This is a genomic window from Pseudomonas sp. BNK-30, from assembly GCF_047456185.1.
GTDB lineage: Bacteria > Pseudomonadota > Gammaproteobacteria > Pseudomonadales > Pseudomonadaceae > Aquipseudomonas > Aquipseudomonas putida_E.
Genome location: NZ_CP179904.1, coordinates 3,675,411 through 3,694,764 on the forward strand (window position 1 = coordinate 3,675,411; position 19,354 = coordinate 3,694,764).

The following is a 19,354-nucleotide window of genomic DNA, read 5'->3' on the forward strand; positions in this document are numbered from 1 at the left end:
TTCAGTTGAATGGAATTACCACTTCATCTCGCCCTTGGCGACCTTGGCACCGAGCTCCAGCGAGCTCTCGTCGGCCAGGCCCGGGTAACGCTTCTTCATTGCGCCGATCAGCCCATCGGCGTCTTTGGCCTTGGCCGCTTCAACATCGAACGCCTGGATGTAGCTCGCCGTGAAATGCACGGCATCGAGCGAATGATCGCTCTGCCCCAAGTAGTGGCCGGCCACGACAGTACGCGGTGCCAGCTGCTCGATGTGCTTGAGCGTGCCAAGCCAATCCGCATGCGACTTGGCTGACTGGGTATCGGCCATCCAGACATGGATGTTTTCGGAGACCACCACCCCACCCACCACCGCCTTGATCGACGGAATCCAGACAAAACTGCGCTCAGGTTGCGGGCCATCCAGCCCCATGACTTCGAGCGGCTGCCCCTCCAGCATCAGGCGATTGCCATCGAGCACCTGTGGCACCACCAGCCGCGCCGGTTTGTCGGAGCCCATCTGCGGGCCCCAGTAAGCCAGCTTGGCATCCATGGTCTGGCGGATATGGGCAACGGTGTCGGCCGAAGCAACCACGCTGGCCTCAGGGAAGGCCTGGGTCAGGGTGTCGAGGCCGAAGTAGTAGTCCGGGTCGCCATGGCTGATGTAGATGGTCGTCAGGTGTTTGCCGCCAGCACGCAGGCGTTGCGCCAGCTGTTCGGCCTGGGCCTTGCCGAACTGGGCGTCGACCAGGATGGCGTCCTTTTCGCCACTGACGATTACCGAGCTGACCGGGAAGATGGCCTCATGGCCTGGGTTGTAAATGTCCAGTTGCAACGGCTCGGCAGCCTGGGCCTGGCCAGCCAAGGCGACACATGCCAGCACCAGGCTGCGCAAGGGAGTGAATATCGACATGCTCTGTGACCGTCCGCGAGAAGAATGATCAACAGCTTAGTTGCCCGATCCATGACAAAAAATGCGATGCTCGAACATAGTTTGTTTCTGAAATCGGGCAAATCATGGACCGTCTGAACGCGATGCGCGTTTTTGTCACCGTCGTCGACCTGGGCAGCCAGTCGGCGGCGGCCGATCAACTGCAGCTGTCCCGCCCGGTGGTCTCGCGCTACCTCGCCGAGCTGGAGGACTGGGTTGGCGCGCGCTTGATGCAGCGCACCACGCGCAAATTGAGCCTGACCGCCGCTGGCCTGGAGACCCTGCCCCGCTGCCGGCATCTGCTGGAACTGGCCGGCGACCTGCAGGCCGCCGTGCAGCAACCGGCGGATGCGCCCCGTGGCGCCCTGCGCATCAGCGTCAGTACCTCATTCGGCCAGGCACAACTGGTGGATGCGGTAGCCGCGTATGTGCGCCGCTACCCTGGGGTGAGAGTCGAGCTGCAGATGCTTGATCGCACGGTCAACCTGGTGGACGAGCGCATCGACCTGGCCATCCGCACCAGCAACGACCTGGACCCGAACCTCATCGCCCGGCGCCTCACTGTATGCCGCTCAGTCGTCTGCGCGGCACCCGCCTACTTGCATGAGCATGGCACCCCGCAACGGGTCGAGGAACTGAGCCAGCACAATTGCCTTACTCATGCCTACTTCGGCCACAGCGTCTGGCATTTCGAAGTGGGCGGCCAGCCGATCACTGTCCCGGTCGAAGGTAATATCAGTGCCAACGAGGCCATGACCCTGCAGAAGGCGGCACTGGCCGGTGCGGGGGTCGCCATGCTGCCGACTTACCAGGCTGCCGCGGCCCTGCGTACAGGCGAACTGGTGCGCCTGCTGCCTGATGCACGCCCGCAGGAGCTGAACCTGAATGCGGTGTACACATCACGCAAGCATATGCCGGCGACCTTGCGCAGCATGCTGGATTTTCTGGCGCAGCGGTTCAGGGACGAACCGGAGTGGGATAAAGATTTGTTGTGAACTGCCGCGCAACCGGGCTGTTGCGTCAAGCGTCCACCTGTGATTGACCTATGCTTGAGGTATCACCTGTTTTGGCAACAGGAGGTGAGCACCATGGGCATCAAATCAAGAAGAGTCGCCCTTGTCATGGCATTGACTGCAGTCGCCGGGCTGTACGGCTCCGCCTGCTGGCGCGCCGAGCTGCTACGCAGCCAGCCCAACGCGGCAGCCAGTTGCGAGCAGGCGCACTGCGTGCCGCACACCGCCACCTTGAGCGCCGTCCGCTGAGCCGAACGGCGCAATGCCGATCACTCGTCGACGCTCATGTATTCCTTGGCCCAGCGGATATAGTCCTCAGGCTGGGTGTAGGTGTGCGACAGCTCGGTGGCCGTGAGGTTTTCCGACTTGTTCTGCTGGCCGCGCTGCAGGCGCAGGCAGTCATAAGTGGCCTTGATCGCGGCAAAGTAGGCGGCATGGCCATCGACCACTATCCGTACGCCAAGGCGTGCCAGGCGCTCATCGTCGCGCAGGTTCGGGTTGGCATAGGTCACCAGCATCAGCGGCACGCTGAGGTGCTCGGCGATCTGCTCCAGTTGCTCGAAGTCTTTGACACCCACCATGCAGATAGCATCGGCACCGGCCTTCTGGTAGCTCTGGGTGCGCACGATGATTTCTTCGGTGCTGAGCACGCCGGCGTTAGTGCGGGCGATGATCGAGAGCGACGAGTCGACCCGGGCCTCCAGCGCCGCACGGATCTTGCCAACGCCCTCTTCGACCGGGATCAGGTCGGTGGACTTGCGCCCGAACTGGGCCGGCAGCAGCGTGTCTTCGATAGTGAGCGCAGCCACACCGGCGCGTTCCAGTTCGATGACCGTGCGCATGACGTTCAGCGCATTGCCATAACCGTGGTCGGCATCGGCGAGCACCGGCAGCTGGGCCACACGGCCGATGCGGGTAGCCTGCTCGACGAACTCACTCAGTGTGATAAGGGCGAAGTCTGGTGCGGCCAGCACCTGCAGCGAGGCGACCGACCCGCCGAGAATGCCGACTTCGAAGCCCAGGTCAGCGGCAATACGCGCCGACATCGGGTCGAACACGGAGGCCGTGTGATAGCAGGAACCTGAAGCGAGCAGCTCGCGGAAGGCAAAACGCAGATCTTGATGGGAAGCCTTGGGCATGATCACTCCGCTTATACGTGAAATTGAACGGTTGCTACCGACCCCTGAATCGGGTCTACCTGACCTGTTCCAACCGTCGCCATCGGGGCGCTCATGCTCGACATGCAGGCAGAGGAATAAAAGGTGTGGGATACAGCGGCACTGGAATCCTGCGACATCATGCTGCACCAAGCTGGTGCGACCCGCGGATTCAAGGCTCTGCGGTCCATGCACGATATCACGCAGCCATGCAGCACTGGATGAATGCGCCAATGCCGATCTTGCATGGGCGATGCTGATAGTACATAGGTAGCTACCTAAGTCAGGTTACAATCGCGGTATTGGTGCCGGCCCGCTCGTGGGCCAGCAAAGCCACTGCTGTCTTTCAAACAAGGTGCCCCTCCGTGACCGCCGCACTGCCCCCGACCGCCCTGCGCAGCGTCCTCACCGCGTTGATGCTGGCCATCTTCCTTGGCGCCCTCGACCAGACCATCGTCGCCGTTTCACTGCCTGCCATCTCCGCCCGGTTCAATGACGTCGGGCTGCTGGCCTGGGTGATATCGGGCTACATGGTGGCGATGACCGTGGCAGTGCCGATCTACGGCAAGCTGGGGGACCTGTATGGGCGCCGCCGCATGATCCTTACCGGCATCAGCCTGTTCACCCTGGCCTCCATCGCCTGCGCCCTGGCCCAGGACATGCAGCAGCTAGTGCTGGCGCGGGTGCTGCAGGGTATCGGTGCGGGCGGCATGGTTTCGGTGAGCCAGGCGATCATTGGCGACTTCGTACCACCCCGGGAGCGTGGCCGCTACCAGGGCTATTTCAGCAGCATGTATGCCGCAGCCAGCGTGGCCGGGCCGGTACTGGGTGGCTGGCTGACCGAATACCTGTCGTGGCGCTGGGTGTTCTGGATCAACCTGCCCTTGGGCCTGGCCGCCCTGTGGGCCATCCACCGCGCCCTGGAGGGCATGCCCGTGCAACGCCGTCAGGCCCAGGTGGACTATGTGGGGGCGGTGTTGTTGATCATTGGCCTGGGCAGCCTGCTGCTGGGCATTACCCTGGTCGGCCAGGGCCACGCCTGGACTGCGCCTGCCGTGATGGCCCTGTTCGCCTGTGCCGGGCTTGGCACAGCCTTGTTCATCGGGCATGAACGTCGTTGCCAGGAACCGTTGCTGCCACTGGGGCTGTTCGGCAACCGGGTGGCCGTGCTGTGCTGGGCGGTGATTTTCTTCGCCAGTTTCCAATCGATCTCTCTGACCATGCTGATGCCCCTGCGCTACCAGGGCATCACCGGGGCCGGGGCCGACAGCGCCGCGCTGCACCTGCTGCCCTTGGCCATCGGCCTGCCCATCGGTGCATTCACCGGCGGGCGCATGACCAGCTTCACTGGCCGCTACAAGCCGCAGATCCTCGCCGGTGCGTTGCTGATGCCGGTGGCGATCTTCGCCATGGCCATCACCCCACCGCAGTCGGGCGTTCTCAGTGCGCTTTTCATGTTGTTCACAGGCATCGCCTGTGGGCTGCAGTTCCCGACATCGCTGGTAGGCACCCAGAGCGCTGTGGATAGCAAGGACATCGGCGTGGCCACCAGCACGACCAATCTGTTCCGCTCACTTGGCGGCGCCATGGGCGTGGCCTGCATGTCCAGCGTACTGCTGGCACTGCTGCATCAGGGGGGGTTCGAATTGGCGGGTAATCCGTTGCTGGGGAGCCTGCAGGCTGGGGAAGCGGATCCTGCAACCCAGGCACGATTGCTGGAAACCTTCAGGCACCTGTTGCTGGGCAGCGCCACGGTGGCGCTGCTGGGGCTGGTGGCGGCAGTGGCATTGCCGGACCGGCAGTTGCGTGGGCGCTAGGGGAGCACCTTAGGTTTTAATCATCCCTTAATGCTCAGGGAAAACACTCCCTCACAATCCTTAACAAAGTGTCAATTGCGCAAGGCAGGGCTCCAGCGCAGCATATCCAGCCCGGTGTCCACCCATTTTTCGGCATCGCGCAGCAGATCGACGCTGTCTGGCAGTAGCAACCAGCGCCCGATCAGGCCATCGACATAGGCAAACAGGGCCACGGCTGCCCGTTCTACATCCAGCCCGGCCGGCAACTGCTCACGGCGCACGGCATTGGCCAACGCTAGGGTAATGCCCTCATGGCAATCCAGCACCGCACTTTGGCGCTGCTGGCGAATTTCACACATGTCATCGGTGAACTCGCACTTGTGATGCAAGATCTCATTGATACGCCGGGTCCGGGCGTCGAGCACCAGCCCGTTGAACACTTGCAGCAGCAGCTTGCGCATGCAGCCGAGTGGGTCCAGTTCGTCCTCGCTTTCACTGGCACGCGCCAAGTGGTCATGGGTTTCGTGCAGGCTGTCGAGCAGCGCCTGCACCAACTCCGCCTTATTGTTGAAATGCCAGTAGATAGCACCGCGGGTCACGCCCGCCAGTTCGGCGATGTCAGCCAGGGTGGTTCGCGCAACCCCACGCTTGTAGAAAGCCTTTTCCGCCGCCTCGATGATCTGGGTTCGGGTTTCCTGGGCTTCTTCTTTGGTTCGACGGACCATGGCAGTACAACCTCATCTGGGCCCGCAGGCACGTTGCTTGCGGGGAATCCGCCGGGGTCACCTCTGAAGGGTGCCTCCGGATGGGCTAATCAAGGGGCCGGATAGTAGCCAAGTACTACCCAACGGTATTTACAAACAACCATGAATGTAAGTATATTCGTTAGTAAGCTATTTATCCACCTGATAGCATTTTTTCTGACAAGACTCTTCCATTACTCTTGAGCGTCTCCCTGCTCTAGCGACCCGAGGATCCTCATGCAATTCAAGCCAGCCGTTACCGCTCTGGTTTCCGCCGTCGCCCTGGCAACTCTGCTAAGTGGCTGTAAGAAAGAAGAAGCCGCGCCCGCAGCACAGGCTCCTCTGGTCGGCGTCGTGACAATCCAGCCCCAAGCCTTCACCCTGACGTCCGAGCTGCCGGGGCGCACCAGCGCCTATCGCGTGGCCGAAGTGCGCCCTCAGGTCAATGGCATCATTCTCAAGCGCCTGTTCAAGGAAGGCAGCGACGTCAAGGCCGGTCAGCAGCTGTACCAGATCGACCCTGCCGTATACGAGGCCACCCTGGCCAACGCCCAGGCCAACCTCCAGGCTACCCGCTCGCTGGCCGAGCGCTACAAGCAGCTGATAGACGAACAGGCGGTGTCCAAGCAGGAATACGACGACGCCAATGCCAAACGATTGCAGGCCGAGGCAGCGCTCAAAAGTGCCCAGATCGACCTGCGCTATACCAAGGTACTGGCGCCGATCAGCGGTCGTATCGGTCGCTCGTCGTTCACTGAAGGTGCGCTGGTGAGCAATGGCCAGACCAATGCCATGGCCACCATCCAGCAACTCGACCCGATCTACGTCGATGTCACCCAGTCCACCGCCGAGCTGCTCAAGCTGCGCCGTGACCTGGAAAGCGGCCAGCTGCAGAAGTCCGGCGACAACGCCGCGTCCGTCCAGCTGGTGCTGGAAGACGGCAGCCTGTTCAAGCAGGAAGGTCGCCTGGAGTTCTCCGAAGTGGCGGTCGACGAGACCACAGGTTCGGTGACCTTGCGCGCCATCTTCCCCAACCCTGATCACACCCTGCTGCCCGGCATGTTCGTGCACGCGCGGCTCAAGGCCGGGGTCAACAGCAATGCCATCCTGGCCCCGCAGCAAGGCGTGACCCGTGACCTCAAGGGTGCACCGACCGCGCTGGTAGTCAACCAGGAGAACAAGGTCGAACTGCGCCAGCTCAAGGCCAGCCGCACCCTGGGTAGCGACTGGCTGATCGAAGAAGGCCTGAACCCGGGCGACCGCCTGATCACCGAGGGCCTGCAGTACGTGCGCCCGGGTGTCGAGGTCAAGGTCAGCGATGCCACCAACGTCAAGAAACCGGGCAGCCCTGATCAGGCCAGCGCGGCCAAAGCAGACGCCAAAGCGGAGTAAACCATGTCGAAGTTCTTTATCGATCGCCCGATCTTCGCCTGGGTGATCGCCTTGGTGATCATGCTGGTCGGCGCTTTGTCGATCCTGAAGCTGCCGATCAACCAGTACCCAAGCATCGCGCCGCCGGCCATCGCCATCTCCGTGACCTACCCGGGCGCCTCGGCGCAAACCGTGCAGGACACCGTGGTGCAGGTGATCGAGCAGCAGCTCAACGGTATCGACAACCTGCGTTATGTGTCCTCGGAGAGCAACTCCGACGGCAGCATGACCATCACCGCCACCTTCGAGCAGGGCACCAACCCTGATACCGCGCAGGTTCAGGTACAGAACAAGCTGAACCTGGCCACCCCACTGCTGCCGCAGGAAGTACAGCAGCAAGGTATCCGCGTCACCAAGGCAGTGAAGAACTTCCTGATGGTGATCGGCCTGGTGTCCGAAGACGGCAGCATGACCAAGGATGACCTTGCCAACTACATCGTTTCCAACATGCAGGACTCGATTTCGCGCACGGCAGGTGTCGGTGACTTCCAGGTGTTCGGTGCACAGTACGCCATGCGTATCTGGCTCGATCCGGCCAAGCTGAACAAGTTCCAGCTGACTCCGGTCGACGTCAAGACCGCGGTCGCCGCGCAGAACGTGCAGGTGTCGTCCGGCCAGCTCGGCGGCCTGCCTGCCATACCCGGCACCCAGCTGAACGCCACCATCATCGGCAAGACTCGCCTGCAGACCGCCGAGCAGTTCGAAAATATCCTGCTCAAGGTCAACAGCGATGGCTCGCAGGTTCGCTTGCGCGATGTTGCCCAGGTCGGCCTGGGCGGCGAAAACTACGCCATCAGCGCCCAGTTCAACGGCAAGCCGGCCTCGGGCCTTGCGGTCAAGCTGGCGACCGGCGCCAACGCCCTGGATACCGCCACGGCCCTGCGCAAGACCATCAGCGACCTGGAGCCGTTCTTCCCGCCAGGGGTCAAGGCGGTGTTCCCGTATGACACCACGCCGGTGGTCACCGAATCGATCAGCGGGGTCATACACACCCTGATCGAAGCCGTGGTCCTGGTATTCCTGGTGATGTACCTGTTCCTGCAGAACTTCCGCGCCACCATCATTACCACCATGACCGTACCGGTGGTATTGCTGGGCACCTTCGGCATCCTTGCCGCCGCGGGCTTCAGCATCAACACCCTGACCATGTTCGCCATGGTCCTGGCCATCGGCTTGCTGGTGGACGACGCCATCGTCGTGGTGGAGAACGTCGAACGGGTCATGTCCGAGGAAGGCTTGCCGCCCAAAGAGGCGACCAAGCGGTCGATGGAGCAGATCCAGGGCGCGCTGGTGGGTATCGCCCTGGTGCTGTCGGCAGTGCTGCTGCCGATGGCCTTCTTCGGCGGTTCCACGGGTGTGATCTACCGGCAATTCTCCATCACCATCGTCTCGGCCATGGGCCTGTCGGTGCTGGTGGCACTGATCTTCACCCCGGCGCTGTGCGCCACCATGCTCAAGCCGCTTAAAAAGGGCGAGCACCATGTGGCCAAAGGTGGCTTCTTCGGCTGGTTCAACCGCAACTTCGACCGCAGCGTGAACGGCTACGAGCGCAGCGTGGGTACCATCCTGCGCAACAAGGTGCCGTTCCTGCTGGGCTACGCCTTGATCGTCGTCGGCATGATCTGGCTGTTCGCCCGCATCCCTACCGCGTTCCTGCCCGAGGAAGACCAGGGCGTACTGTTCGCCCAGGTGCAGACACCGGCCGGTTCCAGTGCCGAGCGCACCCAGGTGGTGATTGACCAGATGCGTGAGTACCTGCTCGAGGACGAAGCCGATACCGTGTCGTCGGTGTTCACCGTCAACGGCTTCAACTTCGCCGGTCGCGGGCAAAGCTCGGGCATGGCGTTCATCATGCTCAAGCCGTGGGACGAACGCTCCAAGGAGAACAGCGTGTTCGGCCTGGCCGAGCGTGCCCAGCAGCACTTCTTCAGCTTCCGTGATGCGATGGTGTTCGCCTTTGCTCCGCCTGCGGTACTGGAGTTGGGTAACGCCACCGGCTTCGACGTATTCCTGCAGGATCGTGGTGGCGTCGGCCATGCGAAACTCATGGAGGCGCGCAACCAGTTCCTGGCCAAGGCTGCCCAGAGCAAGGTGCTCAGCGCCGTGCGTCCGAACGGCCTGAACGACGAGCCGCAGTACCAGCTGACCATTGATGACGAACGTGCCAGCGCCCTGGGCGTGACCATCTCCGACATCAACAACACCCTGTCGATTGCCTTGGGTGCCAGCTACGTCAACGACTTCATCGACCGCGGCCGGGTCAAGAAGGTGTACATCCAGGGTGAACCAAACGCCCGGATGAGCCCGGAAGACCTGCAGAAGTGGTACGTGCGCAACGGTGCAGGCGAGATGGTACCGTTCTCCTCCTTCGCCACCGGTGAATGGACCTACGGTTCGCCCAAGCTGTCGCGCTACAACGGCGTTGAGGCAATGGAGATTCTCGGTGCACCGGCACCAGGCTACAGTACCGGTGAAGCCATGGCTGAGGTGGAGCGGATCGCTGGCGAACTGCCGGACGGCATCGGCTACTCCTGGACCGGCATGTCCTACGAGGAAAAGCTCTCCGGCTCGCAGATGCCGGCACTGTTCGCGCTCTCGGTCCTGTTCGTGTTCCTGTGCCTGGCAGCACTGTATGAAAGCTGGTCGATCCCGATCGCCGTCGTGCTGGTCGTTCCACTGGGCATCATCGGTGCGCTGATCGCCACCAGCCTGCGCGGCCTGTCCAATGACGTGTACTTCCTGGTAGGCCTGTTGACCACCATCGGCCTGGCGGCGAAGAACGCGATCCTGATCGTGGAATTCGCCAAGGAACTGCACGAACAAGGCAAGAGCCTGTATGACGCAGCGATCGAGGCATGCCGCATGCGTCTGCGCCCGATCATCATGACCTCGCTGGCATTCATCCTCGGCGTGGTACCGTTGACCATTTCCAGCGGCGCTGGCGCGGGCAGCCAGCATGCCATCGGTACCGGGGTAATCGGCGGCATGATCAGTGCGACCGTGCTGGCCATCTTCTGGGTACCGCTGTTCTTCGTCGCAGTGTCGTCGCTGTTCGGCAGCAAAAAGCCGGAACAGGACGCCACCCCTGAAACTCCACGTTATGAGGCTGGGCAATGACCAAGTCTTTGTTGTCCCTGGCGGTAACCGCTTTCATTCTCGGCGGCTGCTCGCTGATCCCTGATTACCAGACGCCGGAAGCACCGGTGGCAGCGCAGTGGCCGCAAGGCCCTGCGTACTCGCCGACCGAGTCGGCCGACGTGGCCGCCGCCGAACAGGGCTGGCGCCAGTTCTTCCACGACCCGGCACTGCAGCAGTTGATCCAGACTTCGCTGGTGAACAACCGTGACCTGCGCGTGGCGGCACTGAACCTCGACGCCTACCGCGCGCAGTACCGCATCCAGCGCGCCGACCTGTTCCCGGCGGTTTCAGCCACCGGCAGCGGCAGCCGCCAGCGCGTCCCGGCGGACCTGTCGACAACCGGTGAGGCCAACATCACCAGCCAGTACTCGGCCACGCTGGGCGTCAGCGCCTACGAGCTGGACCTGTTCGGCCGCGTACGCAGCCTGACCGAGCAGGCCCTGGAAACCTACCTGTCCAGTGAGCAGGCGCGTCGCTCCACGCAGATCGCCCTGGTGGCCAGCGTGGCCAACGCCTACTACACCTGGCAGGCCGACCAGGCACTGTTCAAGCTGACCGAAGAGACGCTCAAGACCTACGAGGAAAGCTACAACCTGACCCGCCGCAGCAACGAAGTCGGTGTAGCTTCGGCGCTCGACCTCAGCCAGGCGCGCACCGCCGTGGAAGGGGCACGGGTCAAGTATTCGCAGTATCAGCGCCTTGTCGCCCAGGACCTCAACAGCCTGGCCGTGCTGGTGGGTACCGGCATCCCGGCCAACCTGCCCAAGCCGCTGGAGCTCGATGCCGACCAGCTGGCGGAAGTGCCGGCTGGCCTGCCGTCGGACATCCTCCAGCGCCGCCCGGACATCCAGGAAGCCGAGCACCTGCTCAAGGCCGCCAACGCCAACATTGGCGCAGCGCGAGCAGCGTTCTTCCCGAGCATCAGCCTGACCGCCAACGCCGGCACCCTGAGCCCGGACATGGACGGGCTGTTCAAAGGTGGTTCGGGGACCTGGCTGTTCCAGCCGCAGATCAACCTGCCGATCTTCAACGCCGGCAGTCTGAAGGCGAGCCTGGACTACTCGAAGATCCAGAAGGACATCAACGTCGCCAAGTATGAAAAGACCATCCAGACCGCCTTCCAGGAAGTCTCCGATGGCCTGGCGGCACGCAAGACCTTCGAAGAGCAGTTGCAGGCGCAACGTGACCTGGTGCAGGCGAACCAGGATTACTACCGCCTGGCCGAACGCCGTTACCGCATCGGTATCGACAGCAACCTGACCTTCCTCGACGCCCAGCGCAACCTGTTCAGTGCACAGCAGTCGCTGATCACCGATCGCCTGTCGCAGCTGACCAGCGAGGTCAACCTGTACAAAGCGCTCGGCGGTGGCTGGTACGAGCAGACCGGGCAGGCCAATCAGCAGGCATCGGCGGCAACACCGAAGAGCTGACTGTTCAGGTAAACACAAAAACCCACCCCTCGCGGTGGGTTTTTTGTTGCGCACAACGCTGCCTGACAAATAATTAACCAACTGGAACATTCCGTTCGATTATCGCCCGCTTCCGCTTGCGACGAATTGCCTCACTGCTGCCCTCCCCGCACCATCCTCTCCAGCAACACGTTGCCAATTTGACAAAAAGACCCGCCCTGCAGGCTGCACTCTGCAGCGCACCGGTTCGCCAATAAAAACAAGAGATCCACGACAGATGAGCATTTCGCACCCCGCACGCCAGCTGCTGCCCGGCCTGTTGGCCATGTCCTGTGCCCTCCCCGCATTGGCCGCCGAAGGCGGTTTCATGGAGGACGCCAAGGCCACCCTCAACCTGCGCAACTTCTACATCAACCGCAACTTTGTCGACCCGGCTCACTCCCAAGCCAAGGGAGAGGAATGGACGCAAAGCTTCATCCTCGATGCCCGCTCCGGCTTCACCCAGGGCGTCGTAGGTTTCGGCGTGGATGTACTGGGCATGTATTCGGTCAAGCTCGACGGCGGTAAGGGCACCACCAATACCAACCTGCTACCGGTCCACGATGACGGCCGGCCCGCCGACGACTTCGGCCGCCTGGGCGTTGCACTGAAAGCCAAGCTGTCGCAGACCGAACTGAAAGTAGGCGAATGGATGCCAGTGCTGCCGATTCTGCGCTCGGATGACGGCCGCTCGCTGCCGCAGACCTTCCGCGGCGGCCAGCTCACCTCGAAAGAAATCGAGGGCCTGACCCTGTACGCGGGTCAGTTCCGCGCCAACAGCCCGCGCAACGACGCCAGCATGGAAGACATGTCGCTCAATGGGCGGGCGGCGTTCACCTCCGATCGTTTCAACTTCGGCGGTGGCGAATATACCTTCAACGACAAGCGCACGATGATCGGCCTGTGGGATGCCCAGCTCAAGGACATCTACCGTCAGCAATACATCAACCTGGTGCATAGCCAGCCGCTGAGCGAATGGACCCTGGGCGCCAACCTCGGCTATTTCATCGGCAAAGAAGACGGGGCCGAACGCGCAGGCCAGCTCGACAACCGCACGGCCTCGGCCATGCTCTCGGCACGCTACAAGGGCAACACCTTCTACGTCGGCCTGCAGAAAGTCAGTGGCGACGATGCCTGGTTGCGGGTCAACGGCACCAGCGGCGGCACCCTGGCCAACGACAGCTACAACTCCAGCTTCGACAATGCCAAGGAACGTTCCTGGCAGGTGCGCCATGACTTCAACTTCGTCACCGTCGGTATCCCCGGCCTGACCCTGATGAACCGCTACATCAAGGGCGACAATGTCACCTCTGGCAGCATCGACGACGGCAAGGAATGGGCGCGGGAAACCGAACTGGCCTACGTGGTGCAGTCGGGGTCATTCAAGGACCTTTCGGTGAAATGGCGCAACTCCACCATGCGCAGGGACTTCAGCACCAACGCGTTCGATGAGAACCGCTTGATCGTGAGTTATCCGTTGAACCTGTTGTGATCTCACCGGCCATCAGCCATGCGCACTGCCACCATTCGCTAAGCTGATGATGGTGGTGCGCCACAGGCTATCCTGAGCAGTATGAGTGGCCTGTGCCCGCCAACAGTGCGGCACAGGCTACACCATGCAAACAGGCCACCCAGGGAGGAACAACAATGAAAAACCTCGTTGAACACCTGAGCCAATACGCCAGCTACCACCGCGACCCACGCAATATCGCTACCCACTTCGTCGGCATTCCGCTGATCGTGCTGGCCGTGACCATCCTGCTGTCGCGCCCGGGCTGGGACGTCGCCGGGGTCTGGCTTTCCCCTGCCCTGCTGGCAGCGGCAGCGTCGGTGTGGTTCTACCTGCGCCTGGACCTGCGTTTCGGGCTGGTGATGGGCTTGCTGCTGGGGCTGTGCCTGTGGGTTGGCCAGGCACTGGCGCTGCAAAGCACCGCGCTGTGGCTCAGTGCTGGGGCAGGGGCATTTGTGGTGGGCTGGATCATCCAGTTCGTCGGGCATTACTACGAAGGCCGCAAGCCGGCGTTCGTCGACGATATCAGCGGGCTGATCATCGGGCCGCTGTTCGTGGTGGCGGAGGCGGCGTTCATGCTGGGAATGTGCCCGGCGCTCAAGCATGCAGTTGAGGCCAATGCCGGGCCGGTGGCGCTGCGCTCTGCGTAGGAGCGGCCTTGTGTCGCGAAAGGGCTGCGAAGCGGCCCCATCAATTTCAGCGACGCTGCAACCATCCTGGGGCCGCTTCGCAGCCCTTTCGCGACACAAGGCCGCTCCTACAGGTGCGTGAGCTTCACGACTGTTGACGAGACTCTACACCTAACTCATCCCACACCGATTCTGCCAGGTGGAAGGTGGCATTGGCTGCCGGAATACCACAGTAGATAGCGCTCTGCATCAGCACTTCCTTGATCTCTTCACGGGTCACGCCGTTGTTGGCCGCCGCGCGCAGGTGCAGCTTGAGTTCATCGTTGCGGTTCATGCCGATCAGCATGGCGATGGTGATCAGGCTACGCGTGTGCCTTGGCAGGCCTGGGCGGGTCCAGATATCACCCCAGGCATGGCGAGTGATCATTTCCTGGAACTCGCCATTGAAGTCGTTGAGTTTCTCCAGACTGCGATCCACGTGGGCATCGCCGAGTACTGCGCGGCGTACTTGCATGCCGGCGTCGTAACGTTGTTTCTCATCCATGGCAGATTCCTCAGCGAGCCAGCAGGAAGTCAAGCACGCGAAGGCTGAACGCCTCGCCGATCTCGACATTGGAAAGGTGCGCTGCCGGGAATTCGGCATAGGTGGCACCGATGATCGCGGCCTGCATGAAGCGGCCATGTTCCGGCGTGGTCACCACATCCTCGGTACCGGCAACGACCAGCGTAGGCACCTGGATACGGCCGAGTTGCTCACGGTAATCGGCGTCGCGTACTGCCGCGCAGTTGGCGGCGTAGCCCTGTGGAGAGGTCTGCGCGAGCATCTGGCAGATGCGCTGCGCCTGCTCAGGTTGGGCCTGGGCAAACGCGGGGGTGAACCAGCGAGCGATCGAGGCGTCGCGCAGGTCGGCCATGGCTTGCTGGCCGCCTTTTAGCACCATGTCGATGCGGGTATTCCACACTTCGTCATTGGCGATCTTGGCCGCGGTATTGCACAGGGTCAGGCTGTGCAGACGCTCGCCCGCATTGATACCCAGCCACTGGCCGATCAGGCCACCCATGGACAAGCCGACGAAGTGGGCATGCCGGATATCCAGTGCATCGAGCAGCGCCAGCACATCGCCGCCCAGTTGCTCGATGCTGTATGGGCCATCGGTGACCAGCGAAGCGCCGTGACCGCGAGTGTCGTAACGCAGTACACGCAAGTGCTCGCTCCACAGCGGAATCTGACTGTCCCACATGCCCAGGTCAGTCCCCAGGGAGTTGGACAGCACCAGCACCGGGGCATCGTCCGGGCCATCGAGTCGATAGTTCAGTACGCCATCGGCCAGTTGCAAATGCGCCACAGCGGTCTCCTTCAGGCAGTGAAACGTTGATGTTCAGCCACGGCGCGCGCCACCCAGACGCGGGCCTGGCCAAGGTAATGGGCAGGGTCGAGCAGACGGTCTAGCTCTTGTTCAGTCAGTTCGGCGGTCACCTGCGGCTCGTCGCCCAGCACAGCGCGCAAATGGCGCTGTTCGGCCACGGCGCGCTGGCAGCATTGTTCGAGCAAGTGATGGGCGCGGTCGCGGCCAAGGCGTTGGGCCAGGACGATGCTCACCGCCTCTGCCAGCACCAGGCCCTGGGTCAGGTCGAGGTTACGGCGCATGCGCTCGGCGTCCACCTCCATGCCTTCGACGATCACCTGGGCCTGGCGCAAGGCGCCTGAAACCAGGCAGCAGATCTCCGGCAGTGTTTCCCACTCGGCATGCCACAGGCCGAGGCTGCGCTCGTGCTCCTGGGGCATGGCTGCGTAAAGCGTCGATAGCAGCCCCGGCACCCGGGTGGCGGCACCGATCAGCACTGCTGCGCCCACCGGGTTGCGCTTGTGCGGCATGGTCGACGACCCACCCTTGCCAGGCGCGGAAGGCTCGAACACCTCGCCCGCCTCGGTCTGCATCAGCAGGCTGACATCGCGGCCCAGCTTGCCCAGGCTACCGGCAATAAGGCCCAGCACCGAGGCGAATTCCACCAGGCGATCGCGCTGGGTGTGCCAGGGTTGCTCGGGCAAGGTCAGTTTCAACTGTGCGGCCAGGCCCTCGGCGACCGGCAGTGCTTTGCTGCCCAAGGCCGCCAAGCTGCCGGAGGCGCCACCGAACTGCAGTACCAACAAGCGCGGACGCAGCTCCTGCAGCCGTTGACGGTGGCGCGTAACGGCGCCCAGTATGCCGGCCAGCTTCATGCCCAGAGTCACCGGGGTGGCGTGCTGCAGCCAGGTACGCCCCACCAGCGGTGTGTCGGCGTGCAGCAGGGCCTGGCGCGACAAGGTTTCGGCCAACGTGGCGAGGTCAGCCTCGATCAGCGCCAGTGCATCACGCAACTGCAGCACCAGCCCGGTATCCATCGCGTCCTGGCTGGTGGCGCCCAAGTGCACATAGCGTTCGGCCTCGGGAACACCACTGGCGATCACCTTGCCCAGCGCCTTGACCAGCGGGATTGCCGAGTTGCCTGCCGTGGCAATGGCATCGGCGAGCGCGCGAACGTCAAAGCGCTCGGCCTGGCAGGCCGCCTCGATGGCCGCTACCGCGCTGTGCGGCACCAGGCCGGCAGCAGCCTCGGCACGGGCCAGGGCAGCTTCGAAATCGAGCATGCCCTGCAGACGGCCGCGGTCAGAAAAGATCTCGCGCATGGCCGGGGCGGTGAAATAGGCGTCGAACAGTAGGTTGCTCATGCAACGTCCTTAATCATCATGGTGCAGGTACGCCGCCTGTTTCGGCAGACGCAGGCTGAACAGGAACGCGATTGCCATCATCGCCGTCACGTACCAGTAAAAGGTGTTCTCCATACCCAGGCTTTTCAAGCCCAGGGCCACATACTCGGCCGAGCCGCCGAACATTGCGTTGGCTACCGCGTAAGCCAGGCCTACACCAAGCGCACGCACCTGCGGCGGGAACATCTCGGCCTTCACCAGGCCACTGATCGAGGTGTAGAAACTGACGATGCACAGTGCCAGGGTCACCAGTACGAAGGCCATGAACGGGCTACTGACGGTCTTTAGCGCCATCAGCAACGGCACGGTGAACAGCGTCCCCAAGGCACCGAACAGCAGCATCGAGTTACGTCGGCCGATACGGTCGGAGAGCATGCCGAAGAACGGCTGCATCACCATGTACAGGAACAAGGCGCCGGTCATCACGAAGCTGGCGTTCTTCGCGGTCATGCCCGCAGTGTTGACCAGGTACTTCTGCATGTACGTAGTGAAGGTATAGAAGATCAGCGAGCCACCGGCGGTATAGCCGAGCACGGTGATGAAGGCTGCCGTGTGGTTGCGGAACAGGCCTTTGATGGAACCAGCGTCCTTGTCCTTGCGGGTTTCGGCGCTGCTGGTCTCGTGCAGCGAGCGGCGCAGCATCAGCGAGATTAGCGCAGCGATGGAACCGACCACGAACGGAATGCGCCAGCCCCAGGCACGCAGTTCATCTTCGGTCAGCAGTTGCTGAAGGATCACCACCACCAGCACTGCCAACAGTTGGCCGCCGATCAGGGTGACATACTGGAACGAAGCAAAGAAACCGCGCTGGCCGCGCAGCGCCACCTCACTCATGTAGGTCGCGGTGGTGCCGTACTCGCCGCCTACCGAAAGGCCCTGAATCAAGCGGGCCAGCAACAGCAATGCCGGGGCCCAGGTGCCAATGCTCGAGTAGGTGGGTAAGCAGGCAATCATCAAGGAGCCGAAACACATCATCAGCACCGAGATCATCAGGGAATTCTTGCGGCCATGGCGGTCCGCCAGGCGACCGAAGATCCAGCCACCGATAGGCCGCATCAGGAAGCCAGCAGCAAACACGCCAGCGGTATTGAGCAATTGAACAGTGGGGTCGTCAGAGGGGAAGAAGGCCGGGGCAAAATAGATTGCACAGAAGGCGTAGACATAAAAGTCGAACCATTCCACCAGGTTGCCTGAAGAGGCACCGACGATGGCGAAGATGCGCTTACTGCGCTCTTCACCGGTGTAATAGGTTGAGGTCATGACGGCTTTACTCCTGGAGTGTGCTAAGTAGGTCTAGACATACTTAGTAACACACTCGTTCCGCTTCTGGGCTGGCTATTGGCCTTGTGTCTCATAAGTCCGGCCTCTTCGCGAAACAAGCCCGCTCTCACAAGAGAGGCGTGGTCCCCTGTGGGAACGGGCTTGTCCCGCGAAAAGGCCGGGACAGGTCAAACCCGCTCGATGGCCAACGCCAGACCTTGGCCAACACCGACACACATGGTCGCCAAGCCCTTGCGCCCGCCGCTCTTCTCCAGTTGGTGCAGTGCGGTCAGCACCAGGCGCGCTCCACTCATGCCCAGCGGGTGGCCCAGGGCAATTGCACCGCCGTTGGGGTTCACTTGCGGCGCATCATCGGCCACGCCCAGCTCACGCAGCACCGCCAGGCCTTGGCTGGCAAACGCTTCGTTGAGCTCGATCACATCGAAATCGCTCATGGCTACACCCAGGCGCTCGGTCAGCTTGCGCACCGCCGGTACTGGGCCAATGCCCATCACCCGTGGCGCTACACCGCCGCTGGCCATGCCCAGAACACGGGCACGCGGGGTCAGGCCGTGCTTCTTCACCGCTTCAGCCGAGGCCAGGATCAGTGCCGCAGCACCGTCGTTCACGCCCGAGGCATTGCCAGCGGTGACCGTCTTATCCGGGCCGTTGACCGGTTTGAGCTTGGTCAGTGCCTCAAGGGTGGTTTCCGGCCGCAGATGCTCATCGCGATCGACGATGGTTTCGCCCTTCTTGTGGGCAATACGCACAGGCACGATTTCTTCGGCGAAGAAGCCGGCAGCCTGGGCTGCGGCGGCCTTCTGCTGGCTGCGCAGGGCGAAGGCATCCTGGTCGGCACGCGAAACCTGGTAATCGTCTGCGACGTTATCAGCGGTTTCAGGCATGGAGTCCACACCGTACTGGCTCTTCATCAGCGGGTTGATGAAGCGCCAGCCGATGGTCGTGTCTTCAAGCTTCATGTTGCGCGAGTAAGCGCTCTCGGCTTTGCCCATGACAAACGGCGCGCGCGACATGGACTCGACGCCGCCGGCAATGGCCAGCTCCATCTCGCCGCTGGCAATGGCACGGAATGCAGTACCGATGGCGTCCATACCCGAGGCGCACAGGCGGTTCAGGGTCACACCCGGGATACTCTCGGGCAGGCCCGCCAGCAGCAGGGCCATGCGTGCCACGTTGCGGTTATCTTCACCGGCCTGGTTGGCACAGCCAAAAAACACTTCGTCGACCTGATCCCACTGCACACCCGGGTTACGCTCGATCAGCGCCTTGAGCGGTACAGCGGCCAGATCATCGGCACGCACGCCGGCCAAGGCGCCGCCGAAGCGGCCGATGGGGGTGCGAATAGCGTCACAGATAAATACGTCGCGCATCAAGCTTCTCCTGCCAGTGGGCCATGGGCCTCGGCGGTGCGGGTTTCAAAGTCACGCAGCGCACCCAGGTCGACCTCGGTTCAGGGTGCTACGTTGGGCTCAGATTAAGGAGAGTGGCGGGTCGCTGACAATCCGATAATCGACTATCCGTGCGTTTATCGAACATATTGTCACCCAGCC

Annotated in this window: 16 protein-coding genes; 8 read left to right on the forward strand and 8 right to left on the reverse strand. The window is 62.5% G+C overall.

Annotated elements, in window-relative coordinates:
• Positions 1 to 15: 15 nt before the first annotated feature.
• Complete coding sequence (locus ACMGGN_RS17080) at positions 16 to 891, reverse strand: MBL fold metallo-hydrolase (protein ID WP_115273677.1); 876 nt, start codon at positions 889 to 891, stop codon at positions 16 to 18.
• Positions 892 to 995: 104 nt separating this feature from the next.
• Between ACMGGN_RS17080 and ACMGGN_RS17085 the strand changes: the two genes are divergently transcribed.
• Together ACMGGN_RS17085 and ACMGGN_RS17090 are read left to right on the forward strand one after the other, a co-directional pair.
• A complete protein-coding gene (locus tag ACMGGN_RS17085) occupies positions 996 to 1,904 on the forward strand; it encodes a LysR family transcriptional regulator (protein WP_115273676.1) in 909 nt (302 codons plus the stop codon).
• A gap of 126 nt (positions 1,905 to 2,030) precedes the next feature.
• The gene (locus ACMGGN_RS17090) at positions 2,031 to 2,171 is read left to right on the forward strand and encodes a hypothetical protein (protein ID WP_172655287.1); all 141 of its coding nucleotides are present in this window, start codon (positions 2,031 to 2,033) and stop codon (positions 2,169 to 2,171) included.
• 20 nt (positions 2,172 to 2,191) lie between these two features.
• On the opposite strand, the gene ACMGGN_RS17095 is transcribed toward ACMGGN_RS17090, so the two are convergent.
• A complete protein-coding gene (locus tag ACMGGN_RS17095) occupies positions 2,192 to 3,061 on the reverse strand; it encodes an isocitrate lyase/PEP mutase family protein (RefSeq protein ID WP_046784922.1) in 870 nt (289 codons plus the stop codon).
• Positions 3,062 to 3,444: 383 nt separating this feature from the next.
• Here ACMGGN_RS17095 and ACMGGN_RS17100 point away from each other — a divergent pair, with 383 nt between their 5' ends.
• Positions 3,445 to 4,896 carry an MDR family MFS transporter gene (locus tag ACMGGN_RS17100; RefSeq protein WP_119688339.1) on the forward strand — a complete coding sequence of 484 codons (1,452 nt, stop codon included), beginning with the start codon at positions 3,445 to 3,447 and terminating at the stop codon, positions 4,894 to 4,896.
• 71 nt (positions 4,897 to 4,967) lie between these two features.
• Here the strand turns inward: ACMGGN_RS17100 and ttgR are convergent, their stop codons facing one another.
• On the reverse strand, positions 4,968 to 5,600 hold the full coding sequence (ttgR, locus tag ACMGGN_RS17105) for an efflux transport transcriptional regulator TtgR (protein WP_046784920.1): 633 nt from the start codon (positions 5,598 to 5,600) through the stop codon (positions 4,968 to 4,970).
• Positions 5,601 to 5,855: 255 nt separating this feature from the next.
• On the opposite strand from ttgR, the gene ttgA reads away from it, so the two are divergent.
• The 5 genes from ttgA to ACMGGN_RS17130 all read left to right on the forward strand — a co-directional run bounded on the left by ttgA (position 5,856) and on the right by ACMGGN_RS17130 (position 13,795).
• Positions 5,856 to 7,010, forward strand: a complete 1,155-nt coding sequence (ttgA, locus tag ACMGGN_RS17110; protein WP_012312947.1) for a toluene efflux RND transporter periplasmic adaptor subunit TtgA — start codon at positions 5,856 to 5,858, stop codon at positions 7,008 to 7,010.
• A 3-nt stretch (positions 7,011 to 7,013) separates the two neighbouring features.
• Positions 7,014 to 10,166, forward strand: coding sequence for a multidrug efflux RND transporter permease subunit TtgB (gene ttgB, locus ACMGGN_RS17115; protein ID WP_046784918.1), 3,153 nt, complete (start codon positions 7,014 to 7,016; stop codon positions 10,164 to 10,166).
• Positions 10,163 to 11,617 (forward strand): AdeC/AdeK/OprM family multidrug efflux complex outer membrane factor, encoded by a 1,455-nt coding sequence (locus tag ACMGGN_RS17120; protein ID WP_046784917.1) that lies wholly within the window; start codon positions 10,163 to 10,165, stop codon positions 11,615 to 11,617. The genes ttgB and ACMGGN_RS17120 overlap by 4 nt, the downstream gene beginning before the upstream one ends.
• 256 nt (positions 11,618 to 11,873) lie before the next feature.
• Positions 11,874 to 13,127: an OprD family porin gene (locus ACMGGN_RS17125; RefSeq protein ID WP_115273675.1), complete on the forward strand. Its 1,254-nt coding sequence runs from the start codon at positions 11,874 to 11,876 to the stop codon at positions 13,125 to 13,127.
• Between the two features lie 155 nt (positions 13,128 to 13,282).
• Complete coding sequence (locus ACMGGN_RS17130) at positions 13,283 to 13,795, forward strand: DUF962 domain-containing protein (protein ID WP_012312943.1); 513 nt, start codon at positions 13,283 to 13,285, stop codon at positions 13,793 to 13,795.
• Between the two features lie 124 nt (positions 13,796 to 13,919).
• Here ACMGGN_RS17130 and pcaC read toward each other — a convergent pair whose 3' ends face one another.
• The 5 genes from pcaC to pcaF form a co-directional block, all read right to left on the reverse strand.
• Positions 13,920 to 14,318, reverse strand: coding sequence for a 4-carboxymuconolactone decarboxylase (gene pcaC / locus ACMGGN_RS17135; protein ID WP_012312942.1), 399 nt, complete (start codon positions 14,316 to 14,318; stop codon positions 13,920 to 13,922).
• A gap of 10 nt (positions 14,319 to 14,328) precedes the next feature.
• Positions 14,329 to 15,120 carry a 3-oxoadipate enol-lactonase gene (pcaD, locus tag ACMGGN_RS17140; RefSeq protein ID WP_115273673.1) on the reverse strand — a complete coding sequence of 264 codons (792 nt, stop codon included), beginning with the start codon at positions 15,118 to 15,120 and terminating at the stop codon, positions 14,329 to 14,331.
• A gap of 11 nt (positions 15,121 to 15,131) precedes the next feature.
• A complete protein-coding gene (locus ACMGGN_RS17145; protein ID WP_115273672.1) occupies positions 15,132 to 16,484 on the reverse strand; it encodes a 3-carboxy-cis,cis-muconate cycloisomerase in 1,353 nt (450 codons plus the stop codon).
• 9 nt (positions 16,485 to 16,493) lie between these two features.
• Positions 16,494 to 17,783, reverse strand: a complete 1,290-nt coding sequence (locus tag ACMGGN_RS17150) for an MFS family transporter (RefSeq protein ID WP_012312939.1) — start codon at positions 17,781 to 17,783, stop codon at positions 16,494 to 16,496.
• A gap of 188 nt (positions 17,784 to 17,971) precedes the next feature.
• The gene (gene pcaF / locus ACMGGN_RS17155; protein ID WP_177010419.1) at positions 17,972 to 19,177 is read right to left on the reverse strand and encodes a 3-oxoadipyl-CoA thiolase; all 1,206 of its coding nucleotides are present in this window, start codon (positions 19,175 to 19,177) and stop codon (positions 17,972 to 17,974) included.
• Positions 19,178 to 19,354: the final 177 nt, after the last annotated feature.

Excerpts from the sequence above, each read along its gene's own strand:
- ACMGGN_RS17090 (WP_172655287.1), top strand. The coding sequence starts at position 2,031 with ATGGCATTGACTGCAGTCGCCGGGCTGTACGGCTCCGCCTGCTGGCGC.
- ACMGGN_RS17120 (WP_046784917.1), top strand. The coding sequence starts at position 10,163 with ATGACCAAGTCTTTGTTGTCCCTGGCGGTAACCGCTTTCATTCTCGGC.
- ACMGGN_RS17095 (WP_046784922.1), bottom strand. The coding sequence starts at position 3,061 with ATGCCCAAGGCTTCCCATCAAGATCTGCGTTTTGCCTTCCGCGAGCTG.
- ACMGGN_RS17080 (WP_115273677.1), bottom strand. The coding sequence starts at position 891 with ATGTCGATATTCACTCCCTTGCGCAGCCTGGTGCTGGCATGTGTCGCC.
- ACMGGN_RS17150 (WP_012312939.1), bottom strand. The coding sequence starts at position 17,783 with ATGACCTCAACCTATTACACCGGTGAAGAGCGCAGTAAGCGCATCTTC.
- ttgA (WP_012312947.1), top strand. The coding sequence starts at position 5,856 with ATGCAATTCAAGCCAGCCGTTACCGCTCTGGTTTCCGCCGTCGCCCTG.
- ACMGGN_RS17130 (WP_012312943.1), top strand. The coding sequence starts at position 13,283 with ATGAAAAACCTCGTTGAACACCTGAGCCAATACGCCAGCTACCACCGC.
- ttgB (WP_046784918.1), top strand. The coding sequence starts at position 7,014 with ATGTCGAAGTTCTTTATCGATCGCCCGATCTTCGCCTGGGTGATCGCC.
- ACMGGN_RS17085 (WP_115273676.1), top strand. The coding sequence starts at position 996 with ATGGACCGTCTGAACGCGATGCGCGTTTTTGTCACCGTCGTCGACCTG.
- ACMGGN_RS17125 (WP_115273675.1), top strand. The coding sequence starts at position 11,874 with ATGAGCATTTCGCACCCCGCACGCCAGCTGCTGCCCGGCCTGTTGGCC.
- ttgR (WP_046784920.1), bottom strand. The coding sequence starts at position 5,600 with ATGGTCCGTCGAACCAAAGAAGAAGCCCAGGAAACCCGAACCCAGATC.
- ACMGGN_RS17145 (WP_115273672.1), bottom strand. The coding sequence starts at position 16,484 with ATGAGCAACCTACTGTTCGACGCCTATTTCACCGCCCCGGCCATGCGC.
- pcaC (WP_012312942.1), bottom strand. The coding sequence starts at position 14,318 with ATGGATGAGAAACAACGTTACGACGCCGGCATGCAAGTACGCCGCGCA.